This window comes from Cellulosimicrobium marinum (assembly GCF_020551945.1).
Classification (GTDB): domain Bacteria; phylum Actinomycetota; class Actinomycetes; order Actinomycetales; family Cellulomonadaceae; genus Cellulosimicrobium; species Cellulosimicrobium marinum.
In genome coordinates this window covers 249,294-264,119 of record NZ_JAJBZH010000003.1, presented here as the reverse complement: position 1 = coordinate 264,119, position 14,826 = coordinate 249,294, and the positions used below count along the sequence as shown (strand labels likewise).

The 14,826-nt window shown below is 75.4% G+C and carries 12 protein-coding genes and 1 pseudogene; 4 read left to right on the top strand and 9 right to left on the bottom strand.

The window, feature by feature from the left end; translation table 11 throughout:
• Positions 1-127: 127 nt before the first annotated feature.
• The 3 genes and pseudogenes from LGQ04_RS08390 to LGQ04_RS08380 form a co-directional block, all read right to left on the bottom strand.
• Positions 128-544 (bottom strand): annotated as a pseudogene (locus LGQ04_RS08390) (DUF6318 family protein); the annotation flags it as partial.
• A 443-nt stretch (positions 545-987) separates the two neighbouring features.
• Complete coding sequence (locus LGQ04_RS08385) at positions 988-1,719, bottom strand: hypothetical protein (RefSeq protein ID WP_229243242.1); 732 nt, start codon at positions 1,717-1,719, stop codon at positions 988-990.
• Positions 1,716-2,009: a hypothetical protein gene (locus LGQ04_RS08380; RefSeq protein ID WP_229243241.1), complete on the bottom strand. Its 294-nt coding sequence runs from the start codon at positions 2,007-2,009 to the stop codon at positions 1,716-1,718. Before LGQ04_RS08380 ends, LGQ04_RS08385 begins: the two co-directional genes overlap by 4 nt.
• A gap of 243 nt (positions 2,010-2,252) precedes the next feature.
• Between LGQ04_RS08380 and LGQ04_RS08375 the strand changes: the two genes are divergently transcribed.
• On the top strand, positions 2,253-3,128 hold the full coding sequence (locus tag LGQ04_RS08375; protein ID WP_229243240.1) for a phosphotransferase: 876 nt from the start codon (positions 2,253-2,255) through the stop codon (positions 3,126-3,128).
• Positions 3,129-3,200: 72 nt separating this feature from the next.
• Here the strand turns inward: LGQ04_RS08375 and LGQ04_RS08370 are convergent, their stop codons facing one another.
• On the bottom strand, positions 3,201-5,066 hold the full coding sequence (locus LGQ04_RS08370) for a SulP family inorganic anion transporter (RefSeq protein WP_229243239.1): 1,866 nt from the start codon (positions 5,064-5,066) through the stop codon (positions 3,201-3,203).
• Here LGQ04_RS08370 and LGQ04_RS08365 point away from each other — a divergent pair.
• Positions 5,065-6,186: an aromatic acid exporter family protein gene (locus tag LGQ04_RS08365; RefSeq protein WP_229243238.1), complete on the top strand. Its 1,122-nt coding sequence runs from the start codon at positions 5,065-5,067 to the stop codon at positions 6,184-6,186. The genes LGQ04_RS08370 and LGQ04_RS08365 overlap by 2 nt on opposite strands.
• Before the next feature lie 77 nt (positions 6,187-6,263).
• Here LGQ04_RS08365 and aceB read toward each other — a convergent pair whose 3' ends face one another.
• Positions 6,264-8,027, bottom strand: a complete 1,764-nt coding sequence (gene aceB, locus LGQ04_RS08360; RefSeq protein WP_229243237.1) for a malate synthase A — start codon at positions 8,025-8,027, stop codon at positions 6,264-6,266.
• A gap of 37 nt (positions 8,028-8,064) precedes the next feature.
• Positions 8,065-9,510 carry an isocitrate lyase gene (gene aceA / locus LGQ04_RS08355; RefSeq protein WP_229243236.1) on the bottom strand — a complete coding sequence of 482 codons (1,446 nt, stop codon included), beginning with the start codon at positions 9,508-9,510 and terminating at the stop codon, positions 8,065-8,067.
• A 179-nt stretch (positions 9,511-9,689) separates the two neighbouring features.
• Between aceA and LGQ04_RS08350 the strand changes: the two genes are divergently transcribed.
• Entirely contained in the window at positions 9,690-11,183 is a 1,494-nt protein-coding gene (locus LGQ04_RS08350) for a helix-turn-helix transcriptional regulator (RefSeq protein ID WP_229243235.1), read from the top strand.
• A 108-nt stretch (positions 11,184-11,291) separates the two neighbouring features.
• Complete coding sequence (locus LGQ04_RS08345) at positions 11,292-11,882, top strand: DUF3060 domain-containing protein (RefSeq protein ID WP_229243234.1); 591 nt, start codon at positions 11,292-11,294, stop codon at positions 11,880-11,882.
• A gap of 6 nt (positions 11,883-11,888) precedes the next feature.
• Here LGQ04_RS08345 and LGQ04_RS08340 read toward each other — a convergent pair whose 3' ends face one another.
• Genes LGQ04_RS08340 through LGQ04_RS08330 form a run of 3 tightly spaced genes read right to left on the bottom strand, consistent with a single transcriptional unit; the run spans position 11,889 to position 14,707 of the window.
• Positions 11,889-13,100, bottom strand: coding sequence for an acetyl-CoA C-acyltransferase (locus LGQ04_RS08340; RefSeq protein ID WP_229243233.1), 1,212 nt, complete (start codon positions 13,098-13,100; stop codon positions 11,889-11,891).
• Positions 13,097-13,789 carry a CoA transferase subunit B gene (locus tag LGQ04_RS08335; protein ID WP_229243232.1) on the bottom strand — a complete coding sequence of 231 codons (693 nt, stop codon included), beginning with the start codon at positions 13,787-13,789 and terminating at the stop codon, positions 13,097-13,099. Before LGQ04_RS08335 ends, LGQ04_RS08340 begins: the two co-directional genes overlap by 4 nt.
• A 3-nt stretch (positions 13,790-13,792) precedes the next feature.
• Entirely contained in the window at positions 13,793-14,707 is a 915-nt protein-coding gene (locus LGQ04_RS08330; RefSeq protein WP_229243231.1) for a CoA transferase subunit A, read from the bottom strand.
• Between the last annotated feature and the right edge of the window lie 119 nt (positions 14,708-14,826).

Sequence of the window (14,826 nt, the reverse complement as noted above, 5' to 3'; positions counted from 1 at the left end):
CCGTGGGCGTGCGTCGCTCCAATCAACACAAAGAGCGAGACGAGGACGAGCGCGGCGAAACCAGCGGAAGCCGGGAGGAGGACGCCGATGCGGGGCAGTTCGCGCGGCGTGCAGTTCACGCACATAGTCATGCCTCCGGAGAACCCGCGACCTCGAAGACGACCCATGTTCCGTCGCGGATGCCCATCTCCACCCGGTAGAGGTCGGAGGTTCGATCGTCGGCGAAGAGCTCGGCGTTGCTTGAGTCCCGAATCACCATCGGTTCTTGGTCGATCTGCACGTCCAGCGGATAGAGCCCTGTCAGATCGTCTTGCGCGTAGGTGGTGATCACCGTTGTCGCGATCTCACCACCTTCGAACGATGCCTCCTCGTCGACGATCCTCGTGGCCTGACCGATCGAGTCGCTGCAGAACCCGCACGCCTCGTGGGTCATGGCTTCCCATTCAGCGGTGTCGCCGGTGGTCATGACGTACGGGTAGAGCTCGAGGAAGTACTCCGCGGCAGCGGCGGCACCCTCGGCGTCGTGCTGGTCCATCGCAGCCGGACGCTCGGGCTTGACCGGGCCGGTCTCGGTGTGGGCGTCGGTTCGGGCGTCTGGGTCGGCGTCGGTTCGACCGCGCTGCTCGAGCTCGCCGAGGTCTCGGGCTCGGCCGGATCACCCGTGCACCCGGACACGACCAGGCCCACCACCAGCACGGCACCGGCGACGCGCAGCCCCGCGCCCCGGAACCCGGCGACCGGGAACCCGGCGACCGAGAACCCGGCGTCCCGGTACCGGGCGCCCCGACACCCCCCGGCGACCGGACGACGTCGGGCACGACGCGACGAACGACCTACGAACGGCATGACTTCCCCCTGCAGCAGACCCCCTGCACGCCACCCGACCCGGGCGGCGCTGCACGAACTGCCCCAGAACCTAGCGAAACACCCGACCGGACGGAACCATGCTTCTCGACCTGTGGACAGCCGTCAGGTCGGAGCCGCGCGTCAGGAGGCCGCTCCGGACGGCTGGGCGAGGTGCACGGGACCGGCGGTGCCGAGGGTGAGCCGCCACGCGCCGTCGGGCACGGTGGGTGCGGTGACGCAGAGCGTGCCGACGCGCGTCGCCTCGACGGGGACGCGGCCGGTGGTGACGAGCTCGCCGGGGACGGCGGGGCAGGGGGTGTCGTGGACGGTGCCGTCGGCGGCGACGAACGCGAACCGGACGGAGTGGACGTCCTTCACGGCGGCGGACGCGCCCCAGTAGGAGGCGGCGGCGGGGACGGCCCAGTACGCGGCGCCGTCGGGCGGCGGCGCGGCGTCGGGGTGGGCTGCGAGGATCTCGGCGGTGGCGTCGCGCGGCGTGCCGAGGGTGACGTCCCACTCGGGCCCGTACACGGTCCGGTCGAGGCGCCACGGGTCGTCGAGGGTGCCCGCACCGGGTCCGTCCGACCAGACCTCCTCGTCCCACGTGTCGTCCCACGTGTCGTCGTACGCGGCGCCGGTGGTGGGGACGAGGAGGGCGTCGCCGTGCTCGGTGAGGTACGCGGCCGTGAACGCGAGGACGCCGGACACGAGGAGCGCGACGCCGCCGCTCACGCAGCCGACGACGACGCGCTGCCGGGTGGTCGTGGGCCGCTGCGGTGCGGGCGGACGGGTGCCGGGCCCTGTCGGGGTCCGGTAGGGGCTGGGCGCGCGGTCGTGGGCGGGGTCGGCGAGCAGGCCGGGCGGGACGCTCACCGGAGGTGCACCGACGACGTCGCGGCGGCGGGAGCGGCGTCGGAGCCGGGCACGGGGCCGGGCACCGCGTGGGCGAGCCACACCCCGCCGAGCGTGCCGAGCACGACGCCGAGGAGCGCGGCGACGACCCCGACGGTCGTGGCGGACGGCCCGCGGGCTGGCAGGGGCGGCGCGGGCAGCGGTGCGGGCGCGGAGGGCGCCGCGAACACCGCCGGGCGGGCGGCGGGGACCGGGGAGGCCGGGGTCGGTGCGGGGGGTGGCGCGGTCGGCGGGACGAAGAGGTCGCTCACCTGCGGCTCCGTGGTGTCGGGCGGCCGGTCGGCCGGTCGGCCGGTCGGGTCGGGCGCGCGGACGACGTCGGCCTGCCGTGCGTGGGCGGATCCTCGCACACCCCGGGCCCCGCCGACCAGCGTCGGCCGGCACCGCCCACCACGGCCCCAGCGCGACCACCTCGGCCGGCACCCTCACCACAGCACGCATCCCGCATCGGCCGGCCCTGGTCGCCGCGCCGCCGGTGTGCCAGGGTGTGCGCCATGACGGACGCGGGCGGGTTCCCCGGCAGGTTCCACGGCGACGACGAGGACGACGTGGAGGTGCCGCTCGTCGGCGGCGACGTGTCGGACGGGCTGGTGCGTCGCGGGTCGACGGTGCGCCGGCCCCGCGACGACCACAGCCCCGCGGTGGAGGCGTACCTGCTGCACCTGGAGCGCGTCGGGTTCGACCGCGCGCCACGCTTCCTCGGGGTCGACGACGCGGGGCGGGAGGTCGTGACGTTCGAGCCCGGGGAGATGGGCGGGCGTCCGCCGCACCCGTGGGCGACGGACGAGGCGCTGCTCGTGCAGCTCGGCGAGTGGCAGCGCGCCCTGCACGACGTGTCGCAGGACGTCGTGCTGCCCGAGGGCGTGGCGTGGCGCGATCGGCCGCAGTTCCGGGAGGTGCCGGACGTGTTCGACGTGCCGGACGTCGTCGGGCACAACGACGTCACGGTGGAGAACGCGCTGTTCGTCCCGGCGGGGGACCGCCCGGACGGCCCGCGGGTCCTCTCGGCCGTCATCGACTTCGACCTCGCAGGGCCGACGACGCGGCTGCTCGACGTCGCGACGACCCTGCTCTACTGGGCGCCCGTGAGCCCGCCCGACGCACGCCCCGCGGTGTTCCGCGACCTCGACGCGGGGCGTCGCGCCCGCATCCTGGCGGAGGCGTACGGGCTGGACCGGTCGGAGCGGGTCGCGCTGCTCGACGTGCTCGCGCAGCGGTTCGCGCGCAGCTGGTACGCGATGCGGCACGCGGCGGCCACCCGCGGCGGGGGATGGCAGCGCATGTGGGACGACGGGGTCGGGGACCGCATCCGGGAGAACGAGGCGTGGCTCGCCGCGTCGCGCGGCGAGCTGGTCCGCGCGCTCTCCTGACGCCGTCCGCGGAACCGCGCGTCGGTCGTGCCCGCGGCAGCGCGCGCGGGTCTCGCCCGGCGGGGAGGGGCGTCAGCCGCGGCGCAGCGCGGACCGCGCGCGGGCCCACAGCCGGCGCAGCGGGCCGGGACCCCGCACCACGGGGATCTGCTCGGTCTCGACGCCGCGGACCAGCCATGCGTGCGCGTGCCGTGACGCCAGCTCGGTGGACTCCCCGATCACGGGCGTCGCGGGGAAGACGCGGATCTGCTCGTGCTCGCGCACGTCGACGACGCGGGCGAACCGCTGGGCGAGCGCAGGGTCCACGCCGCTCGCGTAGAGCCGCCCGCCGCCCGCACCGAGCCGGTCGGCGTAGCCCGCGAGCACCGTGAACGCGGTCGCCCCGAGGCTGGCACGACCGCGCAGCCGCAGCACGACGACCGCCTCCCGGGACCCGGTCGGGTCGGGCAGGGCCGACTCCAGCGCCCGGGCGCCGGCGTAGAAGAGGCTGCCGTGCACGTCGAGCACGGTGACGGCGTGGTCGTCGGGCCGGCGCGGCGCCCGTTCCTCGCGCACGCGGCCGTCGTCCTGACGCACGAGGCGCACGATCCGCAGGTCCTGCGACTCCCGGTTCGCCTGGAGGAGGATCGACAGCGCCGCCCCGATCCCGACGGCCGCGGCGACGGGCAGCAGGAGCGTGGCGACGAACGTCGTGACCATGGCGACCTGCGACTGCCCGCCGGTGCGCCACGCGGTCGCCATCGCGGCGACCCGCAGGGACCCGAGGGACGCGACGACGAGCACCGCGGCGAGGGTCGGCGACGGCACGGCGCCGACGAGTCCGGAGAGCGCGACGAGGACGACGAGCACCCACACGCCCGAGAGGATCCCCGCCCACCGGTCGCGCGCCCCGGCGGCCGTGGACACCGCCGTCTGGCCGACGGACCCGCCGACGGGGATGCCGCGCACGAGGCCCACCGCGACGTTCGCGACGCCCTGGCCGACGAAGTCGCGGTCGGCGTCCGCGCGACGCCCGCCCGGGTTCGGCACCGACTCCGCGACGCCCGCGCCCTGGACGAGCACGATCGCCGCGACCGCGACCGCACCGACGACCACGTCCGTCGTGAGGAGCCCGACCTGCGGGAGGGCGGGGGCGGGCAGCCCGACGGGGATCGCACCGGCGTCGGACACGACCGCGACGGAGTCGAGGTGCAGGACGGCGACAGCCACCCCGGTGACGACGAGCGCGACGACGGCCGCGAACCCGCCCAGCCGGGTCCGCGCGAGGGCGACGAGCAGCACCACGGCCACGCCCCCGACGACGAGCGACGGCACGTCCCACGTGCCCGGCGCGCTCACCACCTCGAACGCCCGCACGACCGCGACGGAGCCCGCCGGGTCGGTGCCGGTGAGCACGGCGAGCTGGCCGAGCAGGATGTTCACCGACACGCCCGTGAGGAACCCCGTCATGACGGAGTGCGAGACGAACCCCGTGAGACGGCCGAGCCGCGCGACCCCCGCGAGGACCATGAGCACGCCCGCGAGGACGGTCATGAGGACGAGGGCGTCGAGCCGGTCCTCCGGGTCGACCCCTGCGACGGCCGACCCTGCGGCGAGGGCCGCCGCGCTCGTCGTCGTCACCACCATGAGCTGGGAGTCCACGCCGAGCCCGCCCACGACGCGCCCGACGGCGGTCGCGTAGAGCCCGTGGACAGGGCTGACCCCGACGAGCGTCGCCGCCGCCATCCCGTCGGGCACGCCCCCGACGGCGCCCGGGACGCCCGCGCCGGCCGACCGCCAGAACGTGCCGCGCGCGGGCCGGACCCCGGCCCACCACGCTCGCACGGCGCGCAGGGGCCGAGGCCCGGGACGCGGCGCGTGCGGCATGGCGACGACTCTGGCACGACGGCGCCCGCCCGACCAGGCGAGCGGCGCGCCGTCGGCCCAGGATGGCGTCATGCCCCGCACCTCGTCGCCGCCCCGCACCGCCGTGCGCCCGCGCGTCTCGCGGGTCGTGCGCTGGCTCGCCACGCACCCGGCCTGGGCGGTGGCGCTGCGCTCCGGGATCGCGGCCGGGCTCGCGTGGTGGGTCGCGTGGGTCGTCGGGCTCGCGTTCCCCGACCCGTTCGCCGACTACCGCTACTACGCGCCGCTCGGCGCCGTCGTCGCGACGTCGTCGACGGCGGCCCGGTCCGTGAGCCAGTCGGTGCGCGCGACCGTCGCCATCGTGCTCGGCGCCGCCGTGGCAGGCGTGCTCGACCTCGTCCTGCCCGTCGACTCGCTCACGGTCGCGGTCGTCGTCGTCGCCGCGAGCCTCCTCGCCGGGTGGCGCACGCTCGGCGACATGGGCACGTGGACCGTGAACTCCGCGCTGTTCGTGCTCGTCATCGGCGGCGCACGCGACCAGTCGGACTTCGTGATCGCCTACATCGGGCTCGTCGTCGTCGGCGCGGGCGTCGGCGTCCTCGTCAACCTCGCCGCCCCGCCCCTCCCGCTCGCCCCGTCGGAGAAGGCGCTCGACGACCTGCGCGACGTGCTCGCCGACCAGCTCGACGCCCTCGCCGACGGCCTGCACGGCGACCGGGCACCGCGCGCCGAGGAGTGGGAGGAGCGCCGTCGTGCCGTCGCGCCCGCGGTCGACGGGTCCCGGCAGGCCGCCGAGCGGGCGCGCGAGGCGCAACGGCTCAACCTCCGCGCGCGCCGCCACCGGGGCCGCCTGCACGAGCAGGAGCTCCGCTCCGAACGGCTCGCGGTGACGACCGCCGTCGTCACGGACCTCGTGCGGGTCCTCACCGAGGGCGAGCGCGACGACCTCGACCTGGACCGCCAGGTCCTCGGCGCGACCCTGCGCCACCCGGTGGCGGAGGCGCTCGCGGCGCTCGCCGTCGTGGTGCGCGACGGCCCCGACGCCGACCGCGAGCCGGCGCGCGAGGCGGTGCTGGCGCTGCGCCGCGCCCTCGCGCACGAGCGGGACCGCGGGAGCGGCGACGACTACCTCGCCGCGGGGGCCGTCGTGCTGGACATCGAGCGGGCGCTCGAGGCCAACCGTGCGACGACGGACGGCGCGGACGACGGCTGACGCGACGCGACCGCCGCCGTCCCGCGCGCGACGCGAGGGAACGGCGGCGGCCACGTGCCCGGGCGCGGGGAGGTGCCTCAGGCAGGGTCGGGCTGGTCCACCTCCGACCCGACGAGGAACTGCGAGTACGCCCCGATGGTGAGGAAGGTCGGGAAGTCCTCGGCGAGCGCGACGGCGCGGAACACCGCCGCGGCGTCGTCGACCCGGTTGCCCGGGGTGCGGGGGAGGTCGTCGACGATCTCGGCGAGCAGCGCCTCGACGCGCTCGCGCGTGATCGGCACGCCACCTTCCGTGCGGGTCCCGGACGCGATCCACTGCCACACCTGCGACCGGGAGATCTCGGCGGTCGCGGCGTCCTCCATGAGGTGGTCGATCGCCGCGGCGCCGACGCCGCGCAGCCACGACTCGACGTACCGCACGCCCACCGACACGTTGGCGCGCAGCCCGGCGGCGGTCACGGTCGCGCCCGCACGGCGTGCGGAGCCGATGTCGAGCAGCTCGTGCTGCCCCACGCGGACGTCGTCGCGGAGCCGCGACACCTGGTTCGGGCGGTCGCCGAGCACGGCGTCGAACTCGGCGCGCGCGGTCTCGACGAGGTCGGGGTGCGCGACCCACGTCCCGTCGAACCCGTCGCCCGCCTCGCGCCGCTTGTCGGACCGCACCTGCTCCAGCGCGCGCTCCGTGACGTCGGGGCGCCGCCGGTCGGGGATCGACGCGCTCATCCCGCCGATGGCGTGCGCGCCGCGCCGGTGGCACGTCGCGACGAGCAGCTCGGTGTACGCGCGCATGAACGGCGCCGTCATCGTGACCTGCCCGCGGTCGGGCAGCACGTACGACTCCCCGCGCGTGCGGAACGCCTTGATGATCGAGAAGAGGTAGTCCCAGCGTCCCGCGTTGAGCCCGGCGCAGTGGTCGCGCAGCTCGTGGAGGATCTCCTCCATCTCGAACGCCGCGGGCAGCGTCTCGACGAGCACGGTGGCCCGGATCGTCCCCTGCTCGATCCCGACCCACTCCTGGGCGAACACGAACACGTCGTTCCACAGCCGTGCCTCCCGGTAGCCCTCGAGCTTCGGCAGGTAGAAGTACGGGCCGCGGCCGCGTGCCACGAGCTCGCGCGCGTTGTGGAACAGGTACAGCCCGAAGTCGACCAGCGAGGCCGACGCCGACACGCTCACCCCGGCGCGGTCCACGTACCGCATGTGCTTCTCGATGAGGTGCCACCCGCGGGGACGGAACACGATCGTCGGGAGGTCCGTGAGGTCGGACGAGCGCAGGCGGTACCGCTTGCCCTCGGCGCTGGTGTGCTCGATCGTGCCGCGGATCGCGTCGTGCAGGGCGAGCTGGCCCTCGATCACGTTGCGCCACGTGGGGCTGGACGCGTCCTCCGCGTCCGCGAGCCACACCTTCGCCCCGGAGTTCAGGGCGTTGATCGTCATCTTCGGGTCCGTCGGACCGGTGATCTCGACGCGCCGGTCCTCCAGGCCCGGCGCGCCGGCCGACCCGGCGACGCGCCACGTCGGGTCGTCGCGGACGGGTCGGGTCGACGCGCGGAAGTCCGGGTCGATCCCGTCGGCGACGTCCTGGCGGCGCTGCTGGCGGTCCATGAGCAGCTCGTGCCGGCGGGCGACGAACCGGTCGTGCAGCGCGGTGAGGAAGTCGAGCGCCTCGGGCGTGAGGATCTCGCGGTACCGCTCGCCGAGCGCGCCGGTGACGCGCAGCGTGCCGTGCGGCGTGCGCTCCGTGCCCGACGCCGCGTGGCGGGCCGGGTCGCCCGGGTGCGGGCCGCCGTCGGGCAGCGGCGTGGTGGAGGGCGAGGTGGTGGACGTGGTGAGGGTGGTCATGGCGTGCTCCGGAGGTCGGGTCCCGCAGAGGGAGGGTCTAGTGGAACTGGGCGGTCTCGGTGGACCCGGCGAGCGCGAGGGTGGCGGCGTCGGGGTTGAGAGCCGTGGCGACCCGGTCGAAGTAGCCGGTGCCGACCTCCCGCTGGTGGCGGGTGGCGGTGTAGCCGTCGGCCTCGGAGGCGAACTCGGCCTCCTGCAGCTCGACGTAGGCGGTCATGGCGCGCTCGTGGTAGCCGCGCGCGAGCTCGAACATGGAGTGCGAGACGGCGTGGAAGCCGGCGAGGGTGATGAACTGGAACGCGTACCCCATCGACGCGAGCTCCTTCTGGAAGCTGGCGATCTGGGCGTCGTCGAGGTGCTTCCTCCAGTTGAACGACGGCGAGCAGTTGTAGGCGAGCTTCTTGTCCGGGTGCTCGGCGTGCACCGCCTCGGCGAAGCGGCGCGCGAGCCCGAGGTCCGGGGTGCCGGTCTCGACCCAGATGAGGTCGGAGTACGGCGCGTAGGCGAGCCCGCGCGCGATGACGGCGTCCTCGCCCGGGCGGACCCGGTAGAACCCCTCCGAGGTGCGCTCGCCCGTGAGGAACGGCCGGTCGCGCTCGTCGACGTCGGAGGTGAGCAGGTCCGCGGCGAGCGAGTCGGTCCGGGCGATGATCACCGAGGGGACGCCCGCGACGTCGGCCGCGAGCCGGGCCGCGTTGAGCGTGCGGACGTGCTGGGACGTGGGCACGAGCACCTTGCCACCCAGGTGGCCGCACTTCTTCTCCGACGCGAGCTGGTCCTCCCAGTGCACGCCCGCGGCGCCCGCGGCGATCATCGACCGCATGAGCTCGTAGGCGTTGAGCGGGCCGCCGAACCCGGCCTCGGCGTCGGCGACGATCGGGGCGAGCCAGTCGCGACCCGGCCGGTTCTCGGGCGACTCCGCGGTCTCGATCTGGTCCGCGCGCAGCAGCGCGTTGTTGATGCGGCGCACGACGGCGGGCACGGAGTTGGCGGGGTAGAGGGACTGGTCGGGGTACGTCTGGCCCGACAGGTTGGCGTCGGCGGCGACCTGCCACCCGGACAGGTAGATGGCCTTCAGCCCGGCGCGCACCTGCTGCACGGCCTGGTTGCCGGTGAACGCGCCGAGCGCGGGCACCCACTCCTCGGTGTGGACGAGGTCCCACAGGCGCTCGGCGCCGCGGCGGGCGAGGGTGTGCTCCTCGTGCACCGAGCCGCGCAGCGCGACGACGTCCTGGGCGGTGTAGTCGCGGCGGAGCCCGGCCCAGCGGGGGTCGGCCTCCCACTGCGCGGCGAGCTGGTCCGCCGTCTGCGTCTGGTCGCCGGGCCGCGACGACGGCGCGGTCGGGTCCGAGGCGTGCCCGGCGTGGGGGCTCGGGGAGGTGGGCCCCGCGACGCCGGCCGTGGTCGCGACGGCGCCGAGGGGGCGGGTGCCGCCCGCGTACTCGGACGGGGAGCGGCGGCTGACGATGGTGGGCCTGGTCACGGGTGCCTCCTGGAGGTGCGCCGACCCGCGCTGCGCGGGACGGCCTGCCGGTTCACGGACCTCGGCGAGGCCCGTGAATCGACCTTCGTGCCGCGGGCAACCCGTTCTCAAGCCAGATAGGACGAAAGAATCATCGTTCTTCTCTTGTGCGCAAGGAGTGGCCCGTGCCACCCTCAGTCATGGCAATCCCGACGACGCCACCCGCCGGAATCGCGGAACATGCGGAAATCCCCCTCGAGAGCGAGCCCGACGCCCTGACGATCGGTCGCCGGATCCGCCACCTGCGCACCGAACGAGGCCTGACGCTCGACGAGCTCGGCGCCGCGATCGGGCGCGCCCCCTCCCAGGTGTCGCTCCTGGAGAACGGGAAGCGCGAGCCCCGGTTCGCCCAGCTCCAGGCCGTCGCCCGGGCCCTCGGCGCGAGCCTCGACGACCTCCTCTCGCCGGAGCCGCCGTCACGACGCGACGCGCTCGAGATCGAGCTCGAACGTGCGCAGCGCGGCCCCCTGTTCGACGCCCTCGGCGTGCGCCCGGTGCGGGTCGGCAAGTCGCTGCCGACCGACGCGCTCGAGGCGATCGTCGCGCTGCGGCGCGAGCTCGAACGGCTCCACACCGAGCGCGCCGCGACGCCCGAGGAGGCGCGGCGCGCCAACGCCGAGCTGCGCGCGACGATGCGCGGGCAGGACAACTACTTCCCGGAGCTGGAGGACGCGGCGGCCGAGCTCCTCGACGGGGTCGGGCACACCGGCGGCCCGCTCCCGCAGCGTGTCGCGGCCGACGTCGCCGCGCACCTCGGCTTCACGCTCCACTACGTGCCCGACCTGCCGCACTCCACCCGCTCCCTGCTCGACCTGCGCCACCGGCGCGTCTACCTGCCGAGCAACGGGATGCGCGGGCGGTCCAACGCGACGTCGGCGCTCCTGCAGGCGCTCGCCCCGTTCGTCCTCGGGCACGCCGAGCCCACAGGCTACGGCGAGTTCCTGCGCCAGCGCGTCGAGGCGAACTACCTCGCGGCGGCGATCCTCCTGCCGGAGAAGCACGCCGTGAAGGTGCTGCGCGCCGCCAAGGACGCGCGCGCCATCTCCATCGAGGACCTGCGCGACGCCTTCGCTGTCTCCTACGAGACGGCGGCGCACCGCTTCACCAACCTCGCGACGCGCCACCTCGGGATCGGCGTGCACTTCATGAAGGTCCACGAGTCCGGCGTGATCCACAAGGCGTACGAGAACGACGGCGTCCGGTTCCCCGCCGACGCGCTCGGCGCCGTCGAGGGTCAGTACGTGTGCCGGGCGTGGACCGCGCGCACCGTGTTCGACGTTGAGGACCGCCTCAGCCCGTTCAGCCAGTACACCGACACCCCCACGGGGACGTACTGGTGCACCAGCCGCGTCCAGGACAGCGCCGACGGGCTGTTCTCCGTGAGCGTCGGGGTGCCGTTCGCGCACGTCAAGTGGTTCCTCGGGCGCGACACGACCGAGCGGCTCACGTCCCGCTGCCCCGACGGCGCGTGCTGCCGCCGCCCCCCGGACGACCTCGCGGCCCGGTGGGCGGGCCACGCGTGGCCGAGCGCCCGGCCGCACGCCTCCATGCTCGCCGCGATGCCCGCCGGGGCGTTCCCGGGCGTCGACCAGACCGAGGTGTTCACGTTCCTCGACCGGCACGCCCCGTCGTGACCGCGGACCGGCCCGGGCCGACGAGGCGCCCGGCCGGTGTGCGGGACGTCACCGGGGCGCGCGACGCCCCGGCTTGCCGCCGCGTCGTCCGCTCCTGACGATGGGCAGATGACTTCCCGCCGTCCCGCCCTGCTCGCCGTCCCCGTCCTGCTCGTCCTCGGCCTCGCCGCCTGCGGCGGCGACCCCGAGGACCCGGCGACCGTGACGCAGACCGTCACCGCCGACGGCGCGACCACCGACGACAGCGGCGCCACCGACGACGCCACCGACGACGCCACCGACGACGCGAGGGACGACGGCGCGGACGACGGCGCGGCGTCGGACCGTCAGGTGTTCTCCGAGCACGGCGCGCGCGACGCCCGCCTCGACTGCGGCGGGGGCGCGGTGGAGATCAGCGCGGACGGCGCGGACGTCGACGTGGTCGGGTCGTGCACGTCGGTGCTGCTCACGGGGCACGGCACCGAGGTCGACGTCGAGGCGTCGGACCTGGAGAGCCTGGAGATCTCCGGCAACGACGCCGACGTCGACGTCGACGGCCACGTCGCGTCGGTGATGATCTCCGGGCACGGTGCCTCCGTCGACGTGCGCAGCGTGGACTCGGTGCAGGTCAGCGGGAACGGGACGCGCCTCGAGTACGAGACGGGCCCCGCTCCCACGGTGGACGACGGCGGCGAGGGCACGAGCGTCGTCCAGGGCTGAGCCGGGTCACGCCTCCAGCAGCAGCGCCTCGCCCTGACCGCCGCCGCCGCACAGCCCGACGGCGGCACGTCCGCCGCCGCGGCGGGCGAGCTCGTGGGCGGCGTGGACGGCGAGGCGCGCGCCGGACGCCCCGATGGGGTGGCCGAGCGAGATGCCGCCCCCGTGGACGTTGACGACCTGCGGGTCGACGCCGAGCACGCGCGTGGACACCGCGACGACGGTCGCGAAGGCCTCGTTGATCTCGACGAGGTCGAGGTCCTCGACGGCCCACCCGGCGCGGTCGAGCGCCTGACGGATGGCGCGCGCGGGCTGGGAGTGCAGCGACGTGTCGGGCCCGGCCACCTGTCCCCAGGTGCGGACGGTCGCGAGCACCGGCGCCCCGGCCGCCTCGGCGTGGGCGCGCGTCGTGAGCACGAGGGCGGCGGCGCCGTCGGAGATCTGCGACGCGTTGCCCGCCGTGATCGTCCCGTCGGGGTCGAACGCCGGGCGCAGGCGCGCGAGGCCGTCGACGGTCGTGTCGGGGCGCACGCCCTCGTCGTCGCGGACCTCGACCGGTTCGCCGCGGCGCTGCGGGACGTGCACGGGCGCGAGCTCGGCCTCGAACAGGCCGTCCTTCGCCGCGGCCGCGGCCCGCTGGTGCGAGGCCGCCGCGACGGCGTCCTGCTCCGCACGGGACACGAACACGTCGCCGACGTTGGTGCGCTCGGTCGAGACGCCCATGGAGGCCCGGTCGAACGCGTCGGTGAGGCCGTCGCGCGCGACCGCGTCGACGAGCGTCGTGTCGCCGAACGCGAACCCCGCACGCGCCCCGGGGAGCAGGTGCGGCGCGTTCGTCATGGACTCCTGACCGCCGACCAGCACGACCTCCGCCTCGCCGGAGCGGATCATCCGCGTCCCGTCGATCACGGCCGTGAGCCCGGACAGGCACACCTTGTTGACCGTGACGGCAGGCACGTCCCAGCCGACGCCCGCCGCGGCCGCCGTCTGCCGGGCCGGGTTCTGCCCGGCACCGGCCTGCAGGACCTGGCCGACCACGACGGCGTCGACCGCGTCCGCGCCGAGGCCGGAGCGGTCGAGGGCCGCGCGCGCGGCGACCGCGCCGAGCTCGACGGCGGTCAGCGCGGCGAGCGACCCCCGGAGCCGCCCCTGGGGCGTGCGGGCGGCGGACACGACGACGACGTCCTCGGGGCGGGCGTCGGAGACGGGTGCGGTGCTCACGGGTGGACCTCCAGGGGTGCGGCGGCGTCGAGGGGTGCGGTGGAGCCTGGGGTGTCGAGCGCGACGGCGAGCTCGGGCTCGGTGGCGGCGCGCACGTCGTCGACGCTCACCCCGGGCGCGGTCTCGCGCAGGACGAGCCCGTCGGGCGTCACGTCGACGACGGCCAGGTCGGTGATGACCCGGTGCACGACGCCCCGCCCGGTGAGCGGCAGCGTGCACGAGCGCAGGAGCTTGGGCGAGCCGTCGCGCGCGACGTGCTCCATGAGCACGACGACGCGCGCGGCGCCGTGCACGAGGTCCATCGCCCCGCCGGGCCCCTTGACCATCTTCCCGGGGATCATCCAGTTGGCGAGGTCACCGTTCTCGGAGACCTGCATGCCGCCGAGGATCGCGGCGTCGATCTTGCCGCCCCGGATCATCCCGAAGCTCGTCGCGGAGTCGAAGACCGCTGCTCCCGGCAGGAGCGTCACGGTCTCCTTGCCCGCGTTGATGAGGTCGGGGTCGACCTCGTCCTCGGCGGGGTAGGGCCCGACGCCGAGCAGCCCGTTCTCCGACTGCAGCACGAGGTGCTTGTCCGCCGGGACGTGGTTGGGCACGAGCGTCGGCAGGCCGATGCCGAGGTTGACGTACCAGCCGTCGGCGAGCTCGCGCGCGGCGCGCGCGGCCATCTCGTCGCGGGTCAGCGGCACGGCTCAGCCCTCCGTCACGGTCGTGGTGCCCGACGGCGCGGGCCCGGCCCCGTGGTTCGGGGCGCCCGGGCGGACCGTGCGGCGCTCGATACGCTTCGGCGCGTCGGGACCGACCTCGACGACGCGGTGCACGAACACGCCCGGCAGGTGCACGTCGTCGGGGTCGATCTCACCGGGCTCGACGAGCTCCTCCACCTGCGCGACGCACACGCGGCCCGCCATCGCGGCGAGGGGGGAGAAGTTGCGCGCGGAGCGGTGGAACACGAGGTTGCCGTACCGGTCCCCGCGCCGCGCGTGCACGAGCGCGAAGTCCGTCGTGATCGCCTCCTCGAGGGCGAACTCGGCCTCCTCGGCGTACGACCCGTCGCGCCGGCGGGGCCCGACCCCGAAGGTGCGCACCTCCTTGGGCGCGCTGGCCAGCGCGACGCCGCCCGCGCCGTCGTACCGCTGGGGGAGACCGCCGTCGGCGACCTGCGTGCCAACGCCCGTGCGCGTCCAGAAGCCCGCGACGCCCGCGCCCCCGGCGCGCAGCTTCTCGGCGAGCGTGCCCTGCGGCGTGAGCTCCAGCTCGAGCTCGCCCGAGAGGAACTGACGCTCGAACTCCTTGTTCTCGCCCACGTACGAGCTCGTCATCTTCCGGATGCGGCCCGCGGCGAGCAGCACGCCGAGCCCCCAGTCGTCGACGCCGCAGTTGTTGCTCACGACCCACAGGTCCCGGGTGCCCTGGGCGAGCAACGCCTCGACGAGCGCGATCGGGTTCCCGCACAGGCCGAACCCGCCGACGGCGAGCGACGCGCCGTCGGGCACGTCCGCGACGGCCTCGGCCGCCGAGGCGACGACCTTGTCTAGGCCTCTCCCGGGTCGCGGCGGTGTTCGCGGCGCGGTGGGCGGGGGAACGGGTGGGCTCGTCAGGCTCATGGCGCGACCTCCTCGTCGGGGTCGTCGCCCGGGGGTGGTGGGCGACGACCTACCACCGTGCGGCGCCGGTGCCGCACGGAACTCGTAGGTCGATCATGGCCCGTCGAGAGCGTCCGTGG

Bases quoted from the DNA above. Each gene is read 5' to 3' on its own strand.
- LGQ04_RS08365 (WP_229243238.1), top strand. From the start codon at position 5,065: ATGCCCCGCACCTCGTCGCCGCCCCGCACCGCCGTGCGCCCGCGCGTC.
- LGQ04_RS08350 (WP_229243235.1), top strand. From the start codon at position 9,690: ATGGCAATCCCGACGACGCCACCCGCCGGAATCGCGGAACATGCGGAA.
- LGQ04_RS08345 (WP_229243234.1), top strand. From the start codon at position 11,292: ATGACTTCCCGCCGTCCCGCCCTGCTCGCCGTCCCCGTCCTGCTCGTC.
- LGQ04_RS08330 (WP_229243231.1), bottom strand. From the start codon at position 14,707: ATGAGCCTGACGAGCCCACCCGTTCCCCCGCCCACCGCGCCGCGAACA.
- LGQ04_RS08375 (WP_229243240.1), top strand. From the start codon at position 2,253: ATGACGGACGCGGGCGGGTTCCCCGGCAGGTTCCACGGCGACGACGAG.
- LGQ04_RS08370 (WP_229243239.1), bottom strand. From the start codon at position 5,066: ATGACGCCATCCTGGGCCGACGGCGCGCCGCTCGCCTGGTCGGGCGGG.
- aceB (WP_229243237.1), bottom strand. From the start codon at position 8,027: ATGACCACCCTCACCACGTCCACCACCTCGCCCTCCACCACGCCGCTG.